The 19,723-nt window shown below is 73.5% G+C and carries 21 protein-coding genes; 17 read left to right on the top strand and 4 right to left on the bottom strand.

Going from position 1 to position 19,723, the window contains the following annotated elements:
- Positions 1-204: 204 nt before the first annotated feature.
- The gene (locus Cco03nite_RS20395; protein WP_239167510.1) at positions 205-1,377 is read right to left on the bottom strand and encodes a cytochrome P450; all 1,173 of its coding nucleotides are present in this window, start codon (positions 1,375-1,377) and stop codon (positions 205-207) included.
- Positions 1,378-1,475: 98 nt separating this feature from the next.
- On the opposite strand from Cco03nite_RS20395, the gene Cco03nite_RS20390 reads away from it, so the two are divergent.
- The 6 genes from Cco03nite_RS20390 (at position 1,476) to Cco03nite_RS20365 (ending at position 7,213) form a co-directional block, all read left to right on the top strand.
- Positions 1,476-2,477 (top strand): 3-oxoacyl-ACP synthase III family protein, encoded by a 1,002-nt coding sequence (locus tag Cco03nite_RS20390; protein ID WP_203693746.1) that lies wholly within the window; start codon positions 1,476-1,478, stop codon positions 2,475-2,477.
- Positions 2,477-3,226, top strand: a complete 750-nt coding sequence (locus Cco03nite_RS20385; protein WP_203693745.1) for a glycosyltransferase family 2 protein — start codon at positions 2,477-2,479, stop codon at positions 3,224-3,226. The genes Cco03nite_RS20390 and Cco03nite_RS20385 overlap by 1 nt, the downstream gene beginning before the upstream one ends.
- On the top strand, positions 3,223-4,374 hold the full coding sequence (locus Cco03nite_RS20380; protein ID WP_203693744.1) for a cytochrome P450: 1,152 nt from the start codon (positions 3,223-3,225) through the stop codon (positions 4,372-4,374). Before Cco03nite_RS20385 ends, Cco03nite_RS20380 begins: the two co-directional genes overlap by 4 nt.
- Before the next feature lie 52 nt (positions 4,375-4,426).
- A complete protein-coding gene (locus tag Cco03nite_RS20375) occupies positions 4,427-5,965 on the top strand; it encodes a class I adenylate-forming enzyme family protein (RefSeq protein ID WP_203693743.1) in 1,539 nt (512 codons plus the stop codon).
- The gene (locus tag Cco03nite_RS20370; protein WP_203693742.1) at positions 5,962-6,894 is read left to right on the top strand and encodes an NAD-dependent epimerase/dehydratase family protein; all 933 of its coding nucleotides are present in this window, start codon (positions 5,962-5,964) and stop codon (positions 6,892-6,894) included. Before Cco03nite_RS20375 ends, Cco03nite_RS20370 begins: the two co-directional genes overlap by 4 nt.
- A gap of 70 nt (positions 6,895-6,964) precedes the next feature.
- Positions 6,965-7,213, top strand: coding sequence for a hypothetical protein (locus tag Cco03nite_RS20365; RefSeq protein WP_203693741.1), 249 nt, complete (start codon positions 6,965-6,967; stop codon positions 7,211-7,213).
- A gap of 39 nt (positions 7,214-7,252) precedes the next feature.
- Here the strand turns inward: Cco03nite_RS20365 and Cco03nite_RS20360 are convergent, their stop codons facing one another.
- Positions 7,253-8,167, bottom strand: a complete 915-nt coding sequence (locus Cco03nite_RS20360; RefSeq protein ID WP_239167509.1) for an NmrA family NAD(P)-binding protein — start codon at positions 8,165-8,167, stop codon at positions 7,253-7,255.
- Between the two features lie 163 nt (positions 8,168-8,330).
- Here Cco03nite_RS20360 and Cco03nite_RS20355 point away from each other — a divergent pair, with 163 nt between their 5' ends.
- The 8 genes from Cco03nite_RS20355 (at position 8,331) to Cco03nite_RS20320 (ending at position 15,175) form a co-directional block, all read left to right on the top strand.
- The gene (locus Cco03nite_RS20355) at positions 8,331-8,567 is read left to right on the top strand and encodes a hypothetical protein (protein ID WP_203693740.1); all 237 of its coding nucleotides are present in this window, start codon (positions 8,331-8,333) and stop codon (positions 8,565-8,567) included.
- A gap of 133 nt (positions 8,568-8,700) precedes the next feature.
- A complete protein-coding gene (locus tag Cco03nite_RS20350; protein WP_203693739.1) occupies positions 8,701-9,663 on the top strand; it encodes a ketopantoate reductase family protein in 963 nt (320 codons plus the stop codon).
- A gap of 99 nt (positions 9,664-9,762) precedes the next feature.
- Complete coding sequence (locus tag Cco03nite_RS20345) at positions 9,763-10,593, top strand: LLM class F420-dependent oxidoreductase (protein WP_203693738.1); 831 nt, start codon at positions 9,763-9,765, stop codon at positions 10,591-10,593.
- On the top strand, positions 10,590-11,015 hold the full coding sequence (locus tag Cco03nite_RS20340) for a TIGR03668 family PPOX class F420-dependent oxidoreductase (RefSeq protein ID WP_239167508.1): 426 nt from the start codon (positions 10,590-10,592) through the stop codon (positions 11,013-11,015). Before Cco03nite_RS20345 ends, Cco03nite_RS20340 begins: the two co-directional genes overlap by 4 nt.
- Positions 11,016-11,212: 197 nt before the next feature.
- On the top strand, positions 11,213-11,536 hold the full coding sequence (locus Cco03nite_RS20335; protein ID WP_203693736.1) for a plasmid stabilization protein: 324 nt from the start codon (positions 11,213-11,215) through the stop codon (positions 11,534-11,536).
- A 95-nt stretch (positions 11,537-11,631) separates the two neighbouring features.
- On the top strand, positions 11,632-12,156 hold the full coding sequence (locus Cco03nite_RS20330) for a PadR family transcriptional regulator (protein ID WP_203693735.1): 525 nt from the start codon (positions 11,632-11,634) through the stop codon (positions 12,154-12,156).
- 32 nt (positions 12,157-12,188) lie between these two features.
- Positions 12,189-12,869 (top strand): ABC transporter ATP-binding protein, encoded by a 681-nt coding sequence (locus tag Cco03nite_RS20325; protein ID WP_203693734.1) that lies wholly within the window; start codon positions 12,189-12,191, stop codon positions 12,867-12,869.
- Positions 12,866-15,175 (top strand): ABC transporter permease, encoded by a 2,310-nt coding sequence (locus Cco03nite_RS20320; RefSeq protein WP_203693733.1) that lies wholly within the window; start codon positions 12,866-12,868, stop codon positions 15,173-15,175. Before Cco03nite_RS20325 ends, Cco03nite_RS20320 begins: the two co-directional genes overlap by 4 nt.
- 54 nt (positions 15,176-15,229) lie before the next feature.
- Here Cco03nite_RS20320 and Cco03nite_RS20315 read toward each other — a convergent pair whose 3' ends face one another.
- On the bottom strand, positions 15,230-15,850 hold the full coding sequence (locus Cco03nite_RS20315; protein WP_203693732.1) for a hypothetical protein: 621 nt from the start codon (positions 15,848-15,850) through the stop codon (positions 15,230-15,232).
- Between the two features lie 17 nt (positions 15,851-15,867).
- The gene (locus Cco03nite_RS20310) at positions 15,868-16,578 is read right to left on the bottom strand and encodes a hypothetical protein (protein WP_203693731.1); all 711 of its coding nucleotides are present in this window, start codon (positions 16,576-16,578) and stop codon (positions 15,868-15,870) included.
- Between the two features lie 103 nt (positions 16,579-16,681).
- On the opposite strand from Cco03nite_RS20310, the gene Cco03nite_RS20305 reads away from it, so the two are divergent.
- From Cco03nite_RS20305 to Cco03nite_RS20295, 3 genes are all read left to right on the top strand, one after another.
- The gene (locus Cco03nite_RS20305; RefSeq protein WP_203693730.1) at positions 16,682-17,743 is read left to right on the top strand and encodes an alanine racemase; all 1,062 of its coding nucleotides are present in this window, start codon (positions 16,682-16,684) and stop codon (positions 17,741-17,743) included.
- A 143-nt stretch (positions 17,744-17,886) separates the two neighbouring features.
- Positions 17,887-18,348, top strand: a complete 462-nt coding sequence (locus Cco03nite_RS20300; protein ID WP_203693729.1) for a hypothetical protein — start codon at positions 17,887-17,889, stop codon at positions 18,346-18,348.
- A gap of 261 nt (positions 18,349-18,609) precedes the next feature.
- A partial coding sequence (locus tag Cco03nite_RS20295) for a peptidoglycan DD-metalloendopeptidase family protein (protein ID WP_373314282.1) occupies positions 18,610-19,723 on the top strand: 1,114 nt, incomplete at its 3' end.

Below are 19,723 nucleotides of genomic sequence, written 5' to 3'. Positions count from 1 at the left end.
GGACGCGCCGCGGGGGAGCCGTGCCTACCCGGTCACCGCGAGGGCTGGTCGGTGCCTCACCTGTACAGGGGGTGTCGGTGGGGATGCCGGTCTGGGGGCGTGGACTCCTCTCGCCGGGGATGCCGGTGCATCGACAGGTGCCACGATGGACTACGAAAACCTTTTCGGCAACGGCACGCCACCCCGGGCGAAAACCTTTCGAAATCAGGCCGTACGGATGCGCAGCGACTCGTACGTCGGCACGAGCACCCGCCGCGCCGGAGCGCGCGACACCACCTGCCACGGCCGCCCGTCGGCGGTCAGCGTCTCCAGCAGCCGGGTCAGCTGGACCCGGGCCACCGCCGCGCCCAGGCACAGGTGCCGACCCGCGCCGAACCACAGCTGCCGCGTCTCCGGCACGTACTCGCGGGTGATGTCGAACGGCCCGGCCTTGTTGTCCGCGACGTAGGTCAGCATCATCACCCGGCCGTCGCGGCGCAGCCGCCGCCCGTCGATCTCGGTGTCGCGGGCGATGTGCCGCCCGATCACCGGCGCGGGCGTGGTCACCCGCAGGCCCTCCCGCACGGCGTTGGCGGTCAGCGCCGGGTCGGCCAGCAGCCGGTGCTGCTGGCCGGTGTCGTGCAGCAGCGCCACGGTCCGGGTCAGCGACGACGCGCCCGTCTCCGTGCCCGCGATCACCAGCAGCGTGGTGAGCCCTCTCGCCAGGTCGAGCCCCAGGTCCAGCCCACGGCTGCGGCCCAGGATGGTGTCCGGGCCACCGGTGCGGTAGGCCCGCTCGACGTCGCCGGTGATCGCCTCGACCAGCCCGCCCGCCTTCGCGATCACCTCGGGCGCGAGCGCCGTCGACGCCTGCGTGCCCAGGGCGAGGGCCGCCAGCCGCTCCGCGGAGGCGAACAGCGCCAGCGCCGCCTCGTCATCGGACACGGTCACCCCGAGCAGGTCGGCGACGGTGTACGCCGATGTCATGCGGACCACCGCCGCCAGATCCACCTCCTCGCCCGCCGCCAGCCGGGCGCGCAGCCGCGCGTGATGCGGGCCCTGCACCCGATCGACCAGCCGCCGCGCGCTGTCCTCGGTGAACAGGTCCCGGGCCAGCGAGCGCAGCTCGGCGTGGCGGGCCCCGGCGAAGAACGACGCGAACTCGGCCCCGAACAGCTGACCCCACAGGTCGCCGACGCCGCCCTCGCCGACCATGCTGAACGCGGGATCGTTGAGGACGCGCCGGGCCAGCACCGGGTCTGTCACCACCCAGCCGAGCCGGGGCAGCCGCACCAGCGGCCCGAGCACCCGCCCGACCGTCAGCAGCGCCCACAGCGCCGGGTTGCCCGCCCGCAGCAGCCGCGCCTCGTGCCTGCGGGCCTGTGCGTCCTCCGTCACCGGACCGTGAAGCATTTTCGCCCTCCGACTACCGTGCACAGATGGTAGGCCATGCCGGACCGCCCGTAGCCGGGCGTCCCGGCCGTGCAGGAGGTGTGATGAGAGCCAGGATCGTCGGGGTGGAGGCGCACCTGCCGCCCGCGCTGCTCAGCAGTGCGCAGGTGGAGCGCCGTATCGCCGAGCACAGTCCCGGGTTCGTCCCGCACGCCTCCATCGTGGAGCGGCTGACCGGCATCCGGCGCCGGCACTACGCCGCAGACGACGTGCAGGCCTCCGACCTGGCCGTCGCCGCCGCGGACAAGCTGCTCGCCGGGCACGGCCTGGCCGCCGCCGACGTGGACCTGATCGTCTTCGGGTCGGCGTCGCAGGACCTGATCGAACCCGCGACCGCGCACATCGTGGCCGCCAAGCTCGGCGCGAGCTGCCCGGTCTTCGACGTGAAGAACGCCTGCAACAGCTTCCTCAACGCTATCCAGCTCGCCGAGGCCCTGATCGTCACCGGGCAGCACCGGCGGGTGCTGGTCTGCTCCGGCGAGGTGCCGTCGCGGGCGATCCGCTGGCAGGTGCGCGACCGGGCCCAGTTCATCGACGCGTTCGCCGGCTACACCCTGTCCGACGGCGGGGCGGCGATGCTGCTCGAAGCGGCCGCCTCGGGCGGGATCTTCCACCGGCGTTTCGCCGCCGACTCCACCGCCTGGGACGTGGGCACCCTGCCCGCCGGCGGCACCATGCGCCCGCGCGACCCCGACGCGACGTACTTCAGCGGCGACGGGCGGCGGCTGCGTGACGTGTTCGTGCGCAACGGCGCCCGGCTGTTCCTGGAGGCGCTCGGCGACACCGGCCTGACCTGGGACGACTTCGCCGTCGTGGCCGTGCACCAGGTCGCGCTGCCCTACCTGGAGCAGCTGCGGGCGGGCCTGGGCGTCCCGGCGGACCGGCTCGTGGTCACCCTGCCCGAGCACGGCAACCTGGCCAGCGTCACGCTGCCCCTGCAGCTGGCGACCGCGATCCAGGACGGGCGGTGCGGCCCCGGCGACCGGGTCGCGCTGATCGGCCTGGCCGGCGGGGTCAGCCTCGGCGTCATGTTCGCGGAGCTGTGATGGGCCACCACCTCTGGGTCGTCATCCCCGCGTACGACGAGCAGCGCTCCATCGGGGCGACGCTGCAGCGGCTGACCGAGCAGACCGACGGCGCGTTCACGGTGGTCGTGGTCGACAACGGCAGCACCGACGCGACCGCGGAGATCGCCGCCGGGTTCGCCGACCGCCTCGACCTGCACGTGATCACCGAACCGGTGAAGGGCACCGGCGCGGCCGCCGACACCGGCATGCGGCACGCCATCGCCCACGGTGCGACGCTGCTGGCCCGCACCGACGCCGACTGCCTGCCCGCGCCCGGCTGGACCGCCGCGGTGCGCCGCGGCTTCGCCGACGGGCTGCGCATGCTCAGCGGCCCGCTGCGGCCCCGTGCCGACGAGTTCCCGCTGCGCTGGTGGGAACGGCGGCTGCTGCCCGCCGTGGTGTCGATCGCGGCGACGTTCGGCCGTTTCCGGCCCGGCAACCGCGACGCCGCGTACCTCGGCCCGTACGTGATGATGCCGGGCTGCAACCTCGCCATCACCGCCGAGCTGTACGAGGCCGCGGGCGGCTTCCCCCGCACCCGCATCGAGGACGTGCACGAGGACCGGGCACTGGTCAACCGGGTCCGCCGCCTCACCCGCGACTACGGCCTGCGCCGCGACGTGCTGGTGCACGGCTCGGTCCGGCGGCTGCGCGCGTACGGCCTAGTCGGCACCCTGGCCTGGTACGCCGACCACCGCTACACCCCGGACCGGGTGGACATCCGGTGAACCCCGGCACCTGGGAGCGCCGGCTCTACCGGCGCGCGCACCCGTTCGCGTACCCGCTGCTGCGGCTGCTGGCCCGGCGCGGGCCGGTCGTGCGGGTGCCCGGCCTCGGCGTCGTCGTCAACGACGCGGCCCTGGCCCGGCAGGTCCTGCTCGACGGGGAGACGTTCCGCAAGGACGGCCCCGGCTCGTCCGGCGACCTGTGGACCCCGATCCTCGGTCCGTCGGTGCTGCTCAACATGGAGGGCCCGGCGCACCGGGCACTGCGCGCCAGACTCGCCGAGCTGTTCACCCCCGGCTACGCCGACCGGCTCTGCGCGCAGGTCCTGGCCGAGCCGCTGGCGGCACTGTCCGGGCGGCTCGGCCGCGGCGAACCCGTGGACCTGGTCGACACCATGCGGGTGATGGCGGGCGCGGTCATCTGCGCCGTCGTCGGGCTGGAGTCGCGCTCGGAGGACGACCACCGGCAGATGTTCCACCGGGGCGAGCAGATCGTGTCCATGGTGACCCTGCGCACCCGGACGCTGCCCCCGGCGCAGGCCCGCCGTGCCCGCGAGGTCCTGGAACCGGTCGGCGAGATCGCGGCACGCGCCTACCTGGCTGGCGACCAGAGCACCGTGATGGGCCGAATGCGCGAACTCGGCATCTCCGAGGCCGAGGCGCGCGGCGCGGCGGGCGCGTTCTTCCTCACCGGCACCGAGACCGTCGCGACGCTGGTCCCGCGCCTGATCGCCCTGCTGCACGACGCCGGGCAGTTCGACCGCGTCGCCGCCGACCCCGCGCTGCTCGACCCCGCGATCGACGAGGCCATGCGGGTGAGCACCCCCACCCCGATGATGCTGCGCAGCGTGCACGCCGAGACCGCGATCGGCGACGTCCCCGTCCGGCCGGGGGACCGGGTGCTGCTCGCGACGCACAACTGCTGCCAGGCGTACGGACCGTTCGACCTGGACCGTCCGCACCCACCGGAACTGCGGCGGCTGTGGTTCGGCGCGGGCCCGCACTTCTGCATCGGCTACCCGCTGGCCATGGCCGAGATCCGCGCGGTCGCCGCGACCATCCTGTCCGCCGCACCCCTGCGCATCGTGCGCCGCAGCGCAGCCCGCGGCGTCCTGATCCCGACCTACCGCGAACTGGTGGTGACCCGATGAGCCCGTCAGTCTCCCCGAAAATGCAGGTCGCCCAGGCCCCGGAGGTGGGCGGGTGAGCCTGGTGGAGGAGGTGCTGGGGCAGGCGGGGCGGACCCCGTCGGCGGTGGCGCTGGTCGCGGGGGACGGTGCGGAGCTGAGCTACGGCGAGCTGCGCCGGCAGGTGCTGTCGGTGCGCCACGGGCTGCGCGAGCACGGGCTGCGCCCCGGCGACGGGGTGCTGTTCTCGGTACGCCCGTCACCGGAGTCGCTGGTGCTGGCCATCGCCGTGGTCGCCGCGGGCGGGTGCGTGATCTTCGCTGACCCGGGCGCGGGACCGGAGATGTTCACCGCCCGCATGCGGCTGGCCCGTCCGCGCTGGTCGGCCGCCGAAGCCCTGCTGTACGCGGCGAGCCGGCTCGGCCCGGTCCGCGCGTACGCCCGTCGCCGCGGCCTGCTGCTGCCGAACCTGTCCGCGCTCGACGTGGCCCGCCACGTCTACACCGGACGATGGCTGCCCGGCGTGCCGCCCGGTGCGCTGGCGCTGAACAAGCTGCTCACCGCGCAGCCGGTCGAGCCGGAGTCGGCGACCGACCCGGACGCCCCCGCCGCGGTCATCTTCACCTCCGGCACCACCGCCCACCCGCGTGCCGTGGTGCACACCGGGGCGTCGCTGTCGGCGGCGCTCGGGCTGCTGCGCGAACGCGTGCCGCTCGGCCCCGGCGACGTCGTGCACACCGACCAGCTCATGCTCGGCCTGCCCACGCTCGCCTCCGGGGCCCGCTGGTCGCTGCCGCCGCTGACCGGCTCGGCGGCCCTGTTCCGCGAGCACCTACGGCAGCGGCAGGCGACCCACACGTACTGCGTGCCGGTGCGGCTGGCCGAGGTCCTCGACGCGGCCCCGGGCCCGCTGTCGCCGAGCCTGCGGCACATCCTGCTCGGCTCCGCGCCCGCACCCGCCGGGGTGCTGCGCCGGGCCGTCGCGGCCGCCCCGCACGCCGAAGTGCTGTCGGTGTACGCGATGACCGAGATGCTGCCCGTCGCCATCGCCACGGCCGCCGACAAGATCGCCCACGTCGAGCAGGGACACACCGGCGACCTGCTCGGCGCGCCCCTGCCCGGAGTCAGGACCCGGCCGGCCGACGACGGCGAGCTGCTGCTCGCCGGGCCGAACCGCAGCCCCGGCTACCTCGGCGAGCCGCCGTCACCCTGGCTGCCGACCGGCGACCTGGCCCGCCTCGACTCCTCGGGCCGCCTGGTGCTGCTCGGCCGCAAGAAGGACATGCTCATCCGCGGCTCGTTCAACCTCTATCCAGGACTCTACGAACCCGCGGTGACCGCGCTGCCCGGAGTGGCCGACGCCGCCTATGTCGGGGTGCCCGACCCCGGACACGGTGACGAGCGGGTCGTGCTCGCGATCGTCGCCGACGGGCCGGAACCGGCCGCCGCGCTGCCCGCCCGGCTGCGGCGTGAGCTGCCCGGGATCATCGACCACGACGCGCTGCCCGACGACATCGTGGTGCTGCCGCGCCTGCCCCGCTCGGGTCGCGGGCACAAGATCGACCGCGCGGCGCTGCGCGACCTGGTGACGACGCCGGACCCGGTGACCCGGTGAGGGTCGCCGTGACCGGCGCGTCCGGCTTCGTCGGCGGCGCGGTGTGCCGCGCGCTGTCCGCCGCGGGGCATGAGGTCGTCGGCTTCGGCCGCCGCCCCACACCCGCACCCGGCCACGTCGGCGCGGCCGCGTACCGGCGGTGGGACCTGACCGGCGGGCCGCTCGCCGACGCGCCCGACGCCGACGCGGTGGTGCACTGCGCGGGGACCGTCTCCGACTGGGGGCCGCGCCGGGAGTTCTTCGCCGTGAACGTCGACGGGACCAGGCACGCGCTGGCCACCTGGCCCGATGCGCGGTTCGTGCACGTCAGCACCGTCAGCGTGTACGACCCCCGGCGGCCGACGGTCATGGCCACCGAGAACGAGGCCCCGGCCGGCCGGTACCTCAACGCCTACGGCCAGTCCAAGGCCGAGGCCGAACGGGTTGTGCTCGCCGCGGACCGTTCCGCGATCGTGCTACGCCCCCATGCCGTCTACGGGCCTGGCGACACGACGCTGCTGCCCCGGGTCCTGGCCGCGGTGCGCGGCCGAAGACTGCCCGCGGTCGGCGACGGCCGGCAGCCGATCAGCCTCACCTCGATCGGCAACGTCGTGCAGGCGTGCACACTTGCCGCCTGCGGACCGGTGGACCGGGGCGTCTTCAACGTCACCGACGCCGCACCCGTCGTGCTCGACGACGCGCTGCGCGCCATCCTGGCCGCCCGCGGCGTCCACGCCCGGCCGGTCTACCTGCCGCTCGCCGCTGTGTGGCCGGTGGCCACGGTCGTGGAAGCGCTGTACCGACTGGCCCGCTCCCCGCGCCCACCACGCCTGACCCGGTACGCGATCAGCCATCTCGCCGTCGAGCGGACGCTGGACATCACCGCCGCCCGCGCGGTGCTCGGCTACCGCCCCGAGTCGACGTCGTTCACCGGCGCGGCCGACTGGTAGCCGTCTACCGCAACGCTCAGGCCGTTCGCGGGGAAGCCGCGAGTTTGCGCCGTGTTCCTACGGTGTCGTCATGGACCGAGGGATTCTGCTGCTGATCGCCATCGCGGTGCCGGTGTGCGTCGCCTTGGGTGTCGTTCTCGCTGTCGTGGTGTCGCGTCGGCGGCGGGCCCGAACGCCGATGGAGGCCGCGCGCCGGGCGGTGCGTGCGGCGTCGCGGGAGAGCGCCCGGCTCGGCCGCTCGGGCCAACGGGGCAAGGGCTCCGGCGACAACTTCGGCGACACGAGCATCTACGGCGCGGACGGCGTGAGCGGGCCCTGACCTGCCACGTTCTCGGGCCGCAGCAGGCCGCTCGGCCGGTCACGCCACCCAGCCGCCGAACGGCAGGTGGCCGCCGCGCCACGCGGTGGTCGTGCCGATCCACGTCTCCAGGGTCATCAGGTCGGGGTGCAGGTCGTACAGGGCGGCAGGCTTGGGCGCCGCGGGCCGGGAGTCGATCCACGCGAACATCCGGGCCACCTCGGGGTCGAAGGCGCGCAGGTTCTCGGCCGGCAGCCGCGCGAACCGGCCCGGCAGTCCCGCGGCACGACCGAACGCGGCCGCCGCCTCCGGCCCGGTGCGCACGTCCCCGGCGATCTCCAAGACGGCGCCGCGCAGCCGGTACGGGTCCTCGAACGCGATCGCCGCGAACTCCCCGACGTCGCGCGCCGCGATCGTCGGCAGGGGAGTCTGCGGGTGCAGGGCCAGCGGCAGGATCACCTCGCCCGCCACGATCGCCGGACGGGTCAGCGTCGTGAACGTCTCCATGAAGGTCACCGGCCGCAGCACGGTCGCGGGCACGCCCACCTCGCGGATACGCGCCTCGATCACGGCCTTGCTGTCGTAGAAGGAGATGTCGGTGCCGCTGTCGGCCCCGAACACCGAGCTGTACACCAGGTGCCCGACCCCGGCCCGGTCCGCCTGCTCGACGGCCGAGCAGCCGCGCCGCCGCTCGGCGGCCACCCCGTCGGCGGTGACCAGCGGCCCGTCCATCATGGGCAGCGCGAGGAAGACGCCGTACGCCCCGGTCATCGCCGCGCCCACCGACACCGGGTCGTCGAGATCGCCGACGACGAGCCCGGCCCCGGCCGCCGCCAGCCGTCGTGCCGCCGGAGTGCCGGGATCACGCACGAAGGCCAGCACGTCCCAGCCGCGCGCCAGCAGAGCCCTGGCCGCCGTGCCACCCTGCTGCCCTGTCGCCCCGATCACCAGCACGGTCCTGTGGTCCGTGGTCACGTCGTCCCCCCGCCGTCGGGTCCGGGTGCCCGGAACCGGGCACCCATAGACTTTGACGCCTTACCCGCCGCGAAGGTGGGGCCGGGCAGCCGGGAACCTTCCCGAGCCCGCGAACGCAGGACCACCACGCATAACCCGGTGGTGCCCGGGTATCGGGGCCGGCATGAGTGAGACTGTGCAGACCCGCGGCGACGGCCACGACGAGATCCTCGCGCTCGACACCAACGGCGACGGGCAGCCCGACCTGTGGGCGATCGACACCGACGGCGACGGCAAGGCCGACCTGTTCCAATCGGACACCAACGGCGACGGGCAGCCCGATGTCACCATGGTCGACCTCACCCAGGACGGCGAGATGGACATCATCGTCGAAGGCGACGGCGGCCACCCGGCGGAATGAGCCCCGCTCACAAGGGTGTGTCCGCGCCGGTTTACAGCTTTTCTGATGTGGCCACATCAGAAAAGCTGTAAACCGGCGCACACGTATATCTGCCAGGCCGCGGCCCCGAACGGACCGCGGGTAGGTTGGCTGGATGCGGTTCATCGTTTATGGGGCAGGCGCGGTCGGTGGCGTGCTCGGCGCCTACCTTCACCTGTCCGGGCAGCAGGTGGTCCTCATCGCCCGCGGCGCACACCTCGCCGCGATCCGCGACCACGGGCTGACCCTGGAGGACGCCACCGGCTCGCGCACCATGGCCGTGCCGGCCGTCGCGGGGCCGGGGGAGATCGAGTGGCAGGACGGCGACGTCGTGCTGCTCGGCGTGAAGGGCCAGGACACCGAGGCGGCGCTGCGCGAGCTGGCCGCCTGCGCGCCCGCCGCCACGCCCGTCGTCTGCCTGCAGAACGGCGTCGACAACGAGCGCCAGGCGCTGCGCGCCTTCGAGCACGTGTACGGCGTCTGCGTCATGTCGCCGACGACCCACCTGACGCCCGGCGTCGTCCGGGCCGACTGCCACCCCGTCCCGGGGCTGCTCGACATCGGCCGCTTCCCGTCCGGTGCCGACTCGGCCGCAGAGGCGATCGCCGCGGCCTTCCGCAAGGCCGGATACGAGAGCGTGCCGCGCCCGGACATCATGCGCTGGAAGTACGGCAAGCTGCTGCGCAACGTCGGCAACGCGGTTGACGCGGTGTGCGGGCGGGCCGCCGGGGTCCGGGAGATCGTGGGGCGGATCCGGGCCGAGGCGGCGGCGGTGCTGGACGCGGCCGGGATCGCGTACACCCCGGAGGACGAGGACGACGCGCGCCGGGCCGACATCCTCAAGGCGGCGGTCGCCGACTCGCGCGGCGGCGGTTCGTCGTGGCAGAGCCTGGCCCGGGGCACCGGCCACATCGAGGCCGACTTCCTCAGCGGCGAGATCGTGCTGCTGGCACGCCTGCACAAGCTGGCCGCGCCGTACAACGAGAACGCGCGCCGCTGGGCGAACCACTTCGCCCGCGAGGGCCGTGCCCCCGCGTCGCTGACCCCGGTGGACTGGCTGGCCACGCTGTTCGAGTAGGCGTGACGGCGCGCCACCGGGCGAGCCGCCGTCGATATTCCGGATTACACCCGGTATCAGTGCATATGCTGGCGGCGGCTGCACGGACGGGGGCACGGTATGGAGTTCGGTGTCGGATATTTCCCGACCCATGACGGCATGAGCCCGGGCGAGGTGGCCCGGCTCGTCGAGGACCGCGGCCAGAACGCGCTGTTCTTCGCCGAGCACAGCCACATCCCCGCCAGCCGGGAGAGCCCCTACCCGGGCGGTGAGATGCCGCCCAAGTACTGGCACTGCTACGACCTGTTCGTGGCGCTGACGGCGGCCGCCGCGGCGACCTCCCGGCTGCGCGTGGGCAGCGGCATCTGCCTGGTCATCCAGCGCGACCCGATCCACACGGCGAAGGCCGTGGCCAGCGTCGACCATCTGTCCGGCGGCCGGTTCGAGTTCGGGGTCGGGGCGGGCTGGAACCGCGAGGAGATGCGCAACCACGGCACCGACCCGAAGGTGCGCATGGCGATCCTGGCCGAGCGGGTCGAGGCGATGAAGGAGATCTGGGCCCGGCACGAGGCCAGCTACTCCGGCGAGTACGTGAACTTCGACCGGATCTGGTCGTACCCGAAACCCGCGCAGTGGCCGCACCCGCCGATCCTGGTCGGCGGCACCGGCCCGACGGTGCTCGACCGGGTGCTGGCCTTCGCCGACGGCTGGATGCCGAACTGGGGCGAGGACGCCGGCGTGCTGGAGCGCATCGCCGAGCTGCGCGCCCGCGCCGAGCGGCCGGTCCAGGTGCAGCTGATGTCCGTGCCCGCCGACCCGGCCGTGCTGGAGCGCCTGGCTGAGGCTGGGGTCCACCGGGCCATGCACTGGCTGCCGTCCGGCCCGGAGGCGGTCGTGCAGCGCGGGCTGGAGCAGTGGGAGCACGCGATCGGCACGTACACCAAGGGGTGAGCGCCGCCCGGGAGCGTTTCGCGACCGCGCGGGTCGCCCGGCTCGCGACGGTCGGCCCGTCCGGCGCGCCGCACCTGGTGCCGGTGGTGTTCGCGCTGGCCGGGGACACCGTGTACAGCGCCGTGGACCGCAAGCCCAAACGCACCCCGGCCCTGCGCCGGCTGGCGAACATCGCCGCCGACCCGCGGGTGTGCCTGCTCGCCGACCACTACGACGACGACTGGTCGGCGCTGTGGTGGGTCCGCGCCGACGGCGCCGCCCGCCTGCTGACCCTCGACGATGCCGAGGCCAAGGTCGCGCTCACCCTGCTCACCGAGCGTTACCCGCAGTACGCCGCACAGCCGCCACCCGGTCCGGTGATCGCCGTCGACGTCGTGCACTGGACGGGATGGTGCGCGAGCGGCGAGGGCCGGCAACCTTAGACCCGCGAGCCTTGTACAACCGCAGTCTGATCACGCGCACAGTGTGCGGCTTCAGCCCGACAGGATGGCGGCCGGAACCCGCGTACGGGGGTGAGTTGGCCGTTCGAATCCGCGGCGGGCGCGGTTCGCGCGACGATGGTCGAGGTGAGTGCCCTGGCCCCGGCGTCGCGCTGGTGGCCTCGCGGAAGGGGAGCGTCATGCCGCAGGACCCGGACGAGAAACGCAGCCGTCGGCGCAAGCACGTGACCTCGGCGGTCCGCGAGCGCGAGCGCAGGATCGGCGAGGCGGAGGCGAAGGCCACCCGGGTGCCGGGCACCGAGGAGATCCTGGCGATGGAGGCCAAGCGGGCCCGCGCCCGGGCGAAGAAGGAGATCAACTCCGGCCGGATGCTGTCCATGCCGCCCTCGCCGGTGTCCGGTGAGATGAGCCGCGACGAGCTCTACGAGGAGGCGCGGCGGCGCAACATCAAGGGCCGCTCCTCGATGACCAAGGCCCAGCTGGAGCACGCGCTGCGCCGCTAAGCGCTGACCTCGGCAAACGCTCTGTCGGAGACGTAAACTGCCGTAGACACCACACGTATACACACGATGTATACGTGTGGTGTACAGTCCTCGGCATGTCGATCGGTCACTCATTCCTCGGCCTGCTCGAAGGCAAGCCACGACACGGGTACGACCTCAAACGCGCCTACGACGAGCGCTTCTCACCCGGCCGCCCCCTGCACCACGGCCAGGTCTACGCCACGCTGTCCCGCCTGCTCAAGAACGGCCTGGTCGTCGTCGACGGCCTCGAACCGGGGGAGGGGCCCGAGCGCAAGCGCTACGCGGTCACCGACGCCGGCATCACCGACGTGCAGGCCTGGCTCAGCCAGCCCGAGAAGCCCGAGCCCTACCTGCAGAGCGTCCTGTACACCAAGGTCGTCCTCGCGCTGATGACCGGCCGTCCCGCCGACGAGATCCTCGACGTGCAGCGCACCGAGCACCTGCGCCTCATGCGCGACGTGACCCGCCGCAAGACCGGCGGCGACCTCGCCGAGCAGCTCATCTGCGACCACGCGCTGTTCCACCTCGAAGCCGACCTGCGCTGGCTCGAACTGACCGCGGCCCGGCTCAACGAGCTCGCCGCCCGAGTCCGCCCGTGACCCCGGACCGCCCCCGCAAGGAGAACCACCCCATGACCGAGCCCCTGCTGGTCGGCACCGACCTGCACAAGATGTACGGCACCACCCCCGCCCTGCGCGGCTCCTCCCTCACCGTCCGCGCCGGGGAGATCGTCGCGGTGATGGGCTCCTCCGGCTCCGGCAAGTCGACGCTGCTGCACTGCCTGGCCGGCATCGTGCGCCCCGACGACGGCACCGTCGTGTACGCCGGCCGCGAGATCTCCGCGATGTCCGACGTCGAGCGCAGCGCCCTGCGCCGCCGCGACTTCGGCTTCGTGTTCCAGTTCGGCCAGCTCGTGCCCGAACTGACCTGCGTCGAGAACGTCGCCCTGCCGCTGCGGCTGGACGGGGTCCGCCGCAAGGAGGCCGAACGCCGCGCCCGGGTCTGGCTCGACCGGCTGGAGGTCGGCGACGTCGCCGCGAAGCTGCCCGGCCAGATCTCCGGCGGCCAGGGCCAGCGCGTGGCCGTGGCCCGTGCCCTGGTCACCGAGCCCAAAGTGGTCTTCGCCGACGAGCCCACCGGGGCCCTGGACTCCCTCAACGGCGAGAAGGTCATGCAGCTGCTCGGCCAGGCCGCCCGCGACACCGGCGCGGCCGTCGTGCTCGTCACGCACGAACCCCGCGTCGCGGCGTACGCCGACCGGGAGGTCGTGGTCCGCGACGGTGCCTCGCTGGACCTGGAGCGTGTCGCGTGAGCCCGTCCTGGCTGCGTGAACTGCTGCTCGGCGCGCGCATGGCGCTGGCCGGCGGCCGCTCCGGGCTGGCCCGCGCCGCGCTGACCGCCGTCGGCGTGGGGCTCGGCGTGGCGATGCTGCTCGCCGCCGTCAGCATCCCGCACATGATGCAGGCCCGCAGCGACCGCGGCGCCTCCCGCGCCGACCAGAACTACGGCACGCAGGTCGAACGCACCGACCGGAGCACCCTGGTCGGCGAGACCGACATGGCATACCGCACCGACGGCATCCGCGGGCGGCTGCTCCAGGCCGAAGGCGCCGACCCCGCGCTGCCACCCGGTCTGACCGCGCTGCCACGACCCGGCGAGATGGCCGTGTCCCCGGCCCTGGCCCGGCTCCTGCTGTCCCCGGACGGAGCGCTGCTGCGCGAGCGGCTGCACTACCCGGCGACCGCCATCATCGGTGACAAAGGCCTGCAAGGCCCCGGTGAGCTGGCCTTCTACCTCGGCTCGGACAAGCTCACCGCCGACACCCCCGGCGTCGGCCGGCGCAACGCCTTCGGTGATGAGAACACCAGCGAAGGACTGGACCCGGTGCTGCTGCTCCTGGTCGTCATCATCTTCGTGGTGCTGCTGCTGCCCGTGGCCATGTTCGTCGCCTCGGCGATCCGCTTCGGCGGCGACAGCCGCGACCGGCGGCTGGCCGGGGTGCGCCTGGTCGGCGCGGACACCGGCATGGCCCGGCGTATCGCCGCCGGCGAGGCGATGCTGAGCGCCCTGCTCGGCGTCGCGGCCGGGGCGGTCATGTTCTTCGCCGGGCGCTCGTTCGTGGGCTCGGTCGAGCTGATGGACATCACCGTGTTCCCGTCCGACGTCCAGCCCGACCCGGTGCTCGCGGCCCTCATCGTGCTCGCCGTACCCGCGGCCGCGGTCGTGGTCACCGTGCTGTCACTGCGCCGCGTCATGATCGAGCCCTTGGGCGTGGTGCGCCGCGGTGGCGACACCCGCCGCCGCCTCTGGTGGCGGCTGATCATGCCGGTCCTCGGCGTGCTCCTGCTGCTGCCGATGGTCGGCAGCGTCAGCAGGTCGAGCGAGGGCTTCAGCGAGTGGCAGGTCATCGGCGGGGTCTGCCTCATCCTGCTCGGCGTGGCCACCCTGCTGCCCTGGCTGGTGCAGTCGGTCGTCCGGCGGCTGCACGGCGGCCCGGTCGCCTGGCAGCTCGCGGTACGGCGGCTGCAGCTCGACGGCAGCATGTCGGCCCGCGCCGTCACCGGCGTGGCGGTCGCCGTCGCCGGCGCGATCGGGCTGCAGATGATGTTCGCCGCCGTCGAGGCCAACTACCAGCAGCGCACCGGCCAGGACCCGTCCCGCGCCCAGCTCTACGTAGCCACCGCGATGCCCCACGGCTGGTCCGACGCCGCCGGGGTGGTCGCCAAGCTCGCCGCGACCACGGGTGTCACCTCGGTCAACCCCCGTGCCATGCTCGGTCTGGAGCTGCCCGCACTGCCCAACGGCGAGCAGCCCGGGGCGGCGCTGTTCCTCGGCGACTGCGCCGCGCTGAGCAGGATCGCCGAGATCGGCGCCTGCACGGACGGCGACGCCTACCTCGTGGACAACCCCGAGGCGCCGACCCCGGCCGCAGGCGCGGCGGTCACGATCCGGGACGGCGAGGCGCAGACCCCGTGGACCGTTCCGGCCGGGGCACGCACCGTCCCGCCGCTGTCCGACCCGTACTACGGGCTGGCCAGCGGAGTCCTGGTGACCCCCGCCGCGCTGCCCGCGGCCGTCCGCGACCGGCCGGGGCTGCAACTGCAGGCGCTGCTGACCGTGGACCCGGCCGCCGTCGACGTCGCCGACCATGTCACCAACACCCGCTGGGAGCTGGACCAGCTCGGGGCGACATGGGAGATCAACCCGACGATGGTCGACAACAAGTTCGCCCAGGTCCGGAAAGGGCTGTTCGCCGGGGCCGCGGTGACGCTGCTGCTGATCGGCGCGAGCCTGCTCGTGGTGGTGCTGGAACAGCTGCGCGACCGGCGCAGGCTGCTCGCGGTCCTCGTCGCGTTCGGCACCCGGCGGCGCACCATGAGCTGGGCGATCCTGTGGCAGACCGCGGTGCCGGTGGTGCTCGGCCTGGTGCTCGCCTGCGCCGCGGGTCTTGCCCTGGGCGCGGTGCTGCTGCGGATCATCGGGGAGCCGGTGGCGATCGACTGGGCCGGCATCGGCATCGTGTCGGCACTGGCCGGAGCAGTGATCCTGCTGGTCACCGCACTGAGCCTGCCGGTGCTGTGGCGCCTCATGCGCGCCGAGGGCCTGCGTACCGAGTGACGTACGGGGGCTGTTCCGCACCGGATCACCGATGCGGAACAGCCCCGCATGCGCTCACGCCGAGGACTGGCCGCCGTCGAGCCCGAAAAACGCCAGCGCCGTCACCCGGGCGTCCCCCTCGTTAGCCGGGTCATCCGGCGCGGACGAGAGTCTGTTCGAGTCCGTCCCGTTGCAGACGTGCAGGCCGGCATCCCCGGCGGCAATCCACAGACCGGATGTGACCCAGCCCGCGAAGGCATGCATCGGCAGGCCGTTGGAGAAGTCGTCGCCGCCTTCGCCGCTGAAGCAGGGACCTTCGGTCACCGCGAAGCCGGTCAGGGCGCGGCCCACGATCGCCGCGACCGCCTTGGGGGCTGACCGGCGCCATTCGTGGGGCCGCCCGACCAGCTGCGGCGGGACCGCCAGGTCGACGGTGTTCCAGGTGATCGACAGGTCGTCCCACTTGGACCATTGCAGTTCGAGCTGCAGACCGCCGTCCAGCACCAGCACCAGCGGGATGTGCGGCTCCCACTGATCACGATTCGGGTCCCAGCCTGTCCAGCCCGCCACCACCGTCCGCCCTACCAGGTCGAGCAGCCGCGACCGCTGACGGTCGAGCTGCACCGACGCGGCAGCGAAGTCCGACCGCCAGCCTGACATCGCCTCATCCCACCGAAGGGACCCGTCCTCGCGCATGCGGGGATGGTAGACGGTCAGCGGCGGGACACCGTCAGACTGGCCACCCCGGCCACCGCGTCCACGTCGTACCGGTCGGCCGCGGCGTCCCAGCCCGCCGGGGCGAACACCGTGCCACCGGCGATGCCCGACCGGCGCGCGCCGTCGACGGTCACGTTCGCCGCGCCACCGCCCGCGGTGACCCGCACCGGCACGCCGTCGGGGGCGCGTACCACGAAATCGCTGGACCCACCGGCCATACGCACCGTCACCGGACCTTCCGGCCGGGGCAGGACCGCCTCGATCCGCGCCGAACCGGCGGTGAAGTCCATGCCGGCCACCCGCCCGCCGCCCAGGTCCACCAGCGTCTCGTTCGCGCCGCCGGAGAAACGCAGGTCCCAGCGCACCCGCTGGTCGAGCAGGATCTCCACCGCGGCCGGGCCGTGCTCGCCGGTGTCGCGCAGATGCAGCTGGTGCCGGCCGCCGGACTCCACGACGTCGGGCGCGATGCGCGAGCCGTCCGGGGTGCTGATCCGGTACAGGTCGCCGCCGAGGTCGGCCGCGCGCACGGCCAGCGTGGTCGCGCCGCTGACGACGGTCAGCGCCGCCGCGTCGAGGTCGCCCCGCTCGGCGGAGACGGCGTGCTCCCGGCCGAGCCCGTCGCGCCCCTCGTCGCCGTCGTGCCACGGGACGCACCCGGTCGCCAGCAGGGTCAGGGTCAGTCCGGCCAGGACGGTGCGTGCTCTCATGATCAGGCGATACCCGGGCGCGGACGGGACTACACCGCTCGCCGCGCCCGCGCGTTTGGCGGCGTCGTGTCGCGACGGCCCCGGGCAGTGGCAGCATGATGGCATGACGCAGCTGCCCACCCCTTACGTGTCGGTCGATGTCGCCGTGCTAGACCGCAACATCGCCCGGATGGCGTCGTTCACCCGCGAGCGCGACCTGGCCCTGCGCCCGCACGCCAAGACGCACAAGTGCCTGGAGATCGCGCGGCGGCAGCTCGCGGCGGGCGCGACGGGACTGACCGTGGCGACGGTCGCCGAGGCCGAGATCTTCGTCGAGGCCGGCTGCGAGGACCTGTTCATCGCGTACCCGCTGTGGGTGGACCAGGCCCGCGGGGCGCGGCTGCGGGCGGTCGCCGCGCGGGCCGCGGTGCGGGTCGGCGTGGACTCGGCGGAGGGCGCGCAGGCCCTGGCCCGGTACGCCGGGCGCGACGTCGAGGTGATGGTGGAGGTCGACAGCGGCCACCACCGCAGCGGCGTACGACCCGCCGCCGCGGGCGCGGTCGCGTTGGCTGCGGACAAGGCGGGCCTGCGGGTACGCGGCGTGTTCACGTTCCCGGGCCACGGCTACGGCCCGTCGCTGGCCGAGGGTGTCGCCGCCGAGGAGGCGGTGGCGCTGGTGGACGCCGCCGACGCGCTGCGCAAGGCCGGGTTCGAGCCCGACGTGGTCAGCGGCGGCTCGACGCCCACCGCGGCGTGGAGCAACGTCGCGGCGCTCAACGAGATCCGCCCCGGCGTGTACGTCTTCAACGACGCCCAGCAGGTCGAACTCGGTGTCTGCGACTTCGACGAGGTGGCGCTCAGCGTGGTGGCGACGGTGGTCAGCCGGTCCGCCGACCACGTGATCCTCGACGCGGGCGGCAAGGTGCTCGGCGCGGACCGGTCCGCGTGGGCGACCGGGCACGGGCGGCTGCCCGACCTGCCCGACGCGCGGATCACCGCCCTGTCCGAGCACCACGCGACGGTGACCCTGCCGCCGGGCGCGGAGCTGCCCGAACGCGGCACGACCCTGCGGGTGGTGCCGAACCACGTGTGCGCCACGGTGAACCTCGCCGACGAGCTGGTCGTCGTCTCCGGTGGCACGGCTGTCGACCGCTGGGCGGTCGCCGCGCGCGGCGCCAACACCTGATTCGGCGCCCGGTCCGGATCTCCGGCGGGGCCGGCCGCGTAGGGCCCGGCCGGCGAAGTCCTGCCGGAACGGCTCTGCCGCCGGCGGCGTGCGGTGCCTACACTCCGCCACATGATCATTCTTGGCGCCCGTGTGGTGATGCCGTGCTGAGCCGTCTGCGCAAGCGTATGGGCTGGTGGTCCGTGGCGGCAGAGGTCTGCGCCGCGGTGGCGGTGATGCACCTGGTCGGTAGAGGTATCGTCGCGCTGCTCGGCGAGGGCACGCCGGTCCGGTGGGACGGGCTGGTCATCGGGATCCTGTGGCTGGCGACCGCGGTGGTCGCGGCCGTGATCGGCTGGGCGCAGCGGCTCAAGCGGCGCGACACGATGTGGTACGAGCCGGGCTGGCGGAGCTTCGCCCCGCGCTGGGTGCGGTTCGTGGACGCGGTGGCCGACGTCCTGTGGCTGGCGACGTTCGCCATCACGCTGCTGCTCGCGACCTCCGGCCATGCGGGCCCCGGACAGGCAGCCCTGCTGTACGCCCTGGCGTTTCTGCCCGTGTCCGTCGTGGCGCAAATCGCGAGCCGGTACGAGGACCCGCCGCCACCCGCCGCGATCACGGAGTGAACCGGGGCCGGACGAGCGATCTGCTTGCCCGGCCTTCCGCATCCAGGGGCGTGGACCGGCGGGGGATGAAGAAATTCTTTCTTGAAATCGATTGCACGGGTTGATAGTTTCAACCCACCTGATCGACGTGTGTGGATCACGTGCGCGCCGTGACCCTGATCGACCGCCGCTCGGCGGCGACGCGTCGCACCCCTCCACACCCCTGAGGACGTCATCGTGCACCCCCCATCGGCACGTCTGCTCGCCCGCGCCCTGGCCGGGCTGATCGCCCTGGCCTCGGTCGTCGTCGCCCCCGCCGCGGCGTGGGCCGCGCCCAACTTCAAGGCCCCGTTCCCATGCGGGCAGCGCTGGACCTACAGCCACCACAGCGCCGAGGTCCGCCAGGCCCTCGACTTCGTACGCGCCGACGGCGGCGTCACCGGCGGCACCCCCGTCGTGGCGTCCGCGGCCGGCACGGCGTACCGGTTCTCGCAGCCCAGCGGGGCCGGCAACTACATCGCCATCGAGCACGGCGGCGGCTGGAAGACCTACTACTTCCACCTCACCTCCTATTCGGTGCCCGACGGCGCGGTCGTGCAGCAGGGCCAGCAGATCGGCATCACCGGCAGCACGGGCAACTCCTCCGGCGCGCACATCCACTACGAGCAGCTGCTCAACGGCGTCGGGCAGGTCATCTCCATCAACGGCGTGTCGCTCGCCCCCTATCCCGGCTCCTACAACCAGCGCTACCTGACCAGCGACAACTGCGGCGGCGCCCCGGCCGGGGCGAAGTACTTCGGCGGCTCGCCGACCGACTTCAGCGGTGACGGCAAGGACGACATCGTGACGTTCACGCACGGCTCGCCGGCCGACGTGTACGTCTCCACGTCGACCGGTTCGGCGTTCGCGGGCACGTCGGTGAAGTGGAACGACTTCTTCGGCCTGTCCGGGGAGACGACGCTGACCGGTGACTTCAACGGCGACGGCAAGGATGACGTCGTAGCGTTCACCCACGGCACCACGGGCACCGCGGCTGGTGACGTCTATGTGGCCCTGTCGACCGGCACCGGGTTCCTCGGCGGGGCGAAGTGGCACGACTGGTTCGCGCCGGGCGCGGAGGTCCCGGCGGTCGGCGACGTCAACGGCGACGGCAAGGACGACATCGTGACGTTCACGCACGACGCCGCGGGCGATGTCTATGTCGCGCTGTCCAACGGCAGCTCCTTCGGACCGGGTGTGAAGTGGCACGAGTTCTTCTCGCCCGCCAACGAGTTCCCCGCGCTGGGCGACGTCGACGGTGACGGCAAGGACGACCTGATCACGTTCACGCAGGGGCCGGCGTCGGCCTCGGACGTGATCGTGGGCCTTTCCAACGGTTCGTCGTTCGGCCCGGGCC

Origin of the sequence: Catellatospora coxensis (genome assembly GCF_016862635.1) — a bacterium.
Taxonomy (GTDB): domain Bacteria; phylum Actinomycetota; class Actinomycetes; order Mycobacteriales; family Micromonosporaceae; genus Catellatospora; species Catellatospora coxensis.
Note: the sequence above shows the minus strand (reverse complement) of the source record. Positions and strands in the feature narration are given on the sequence as shown.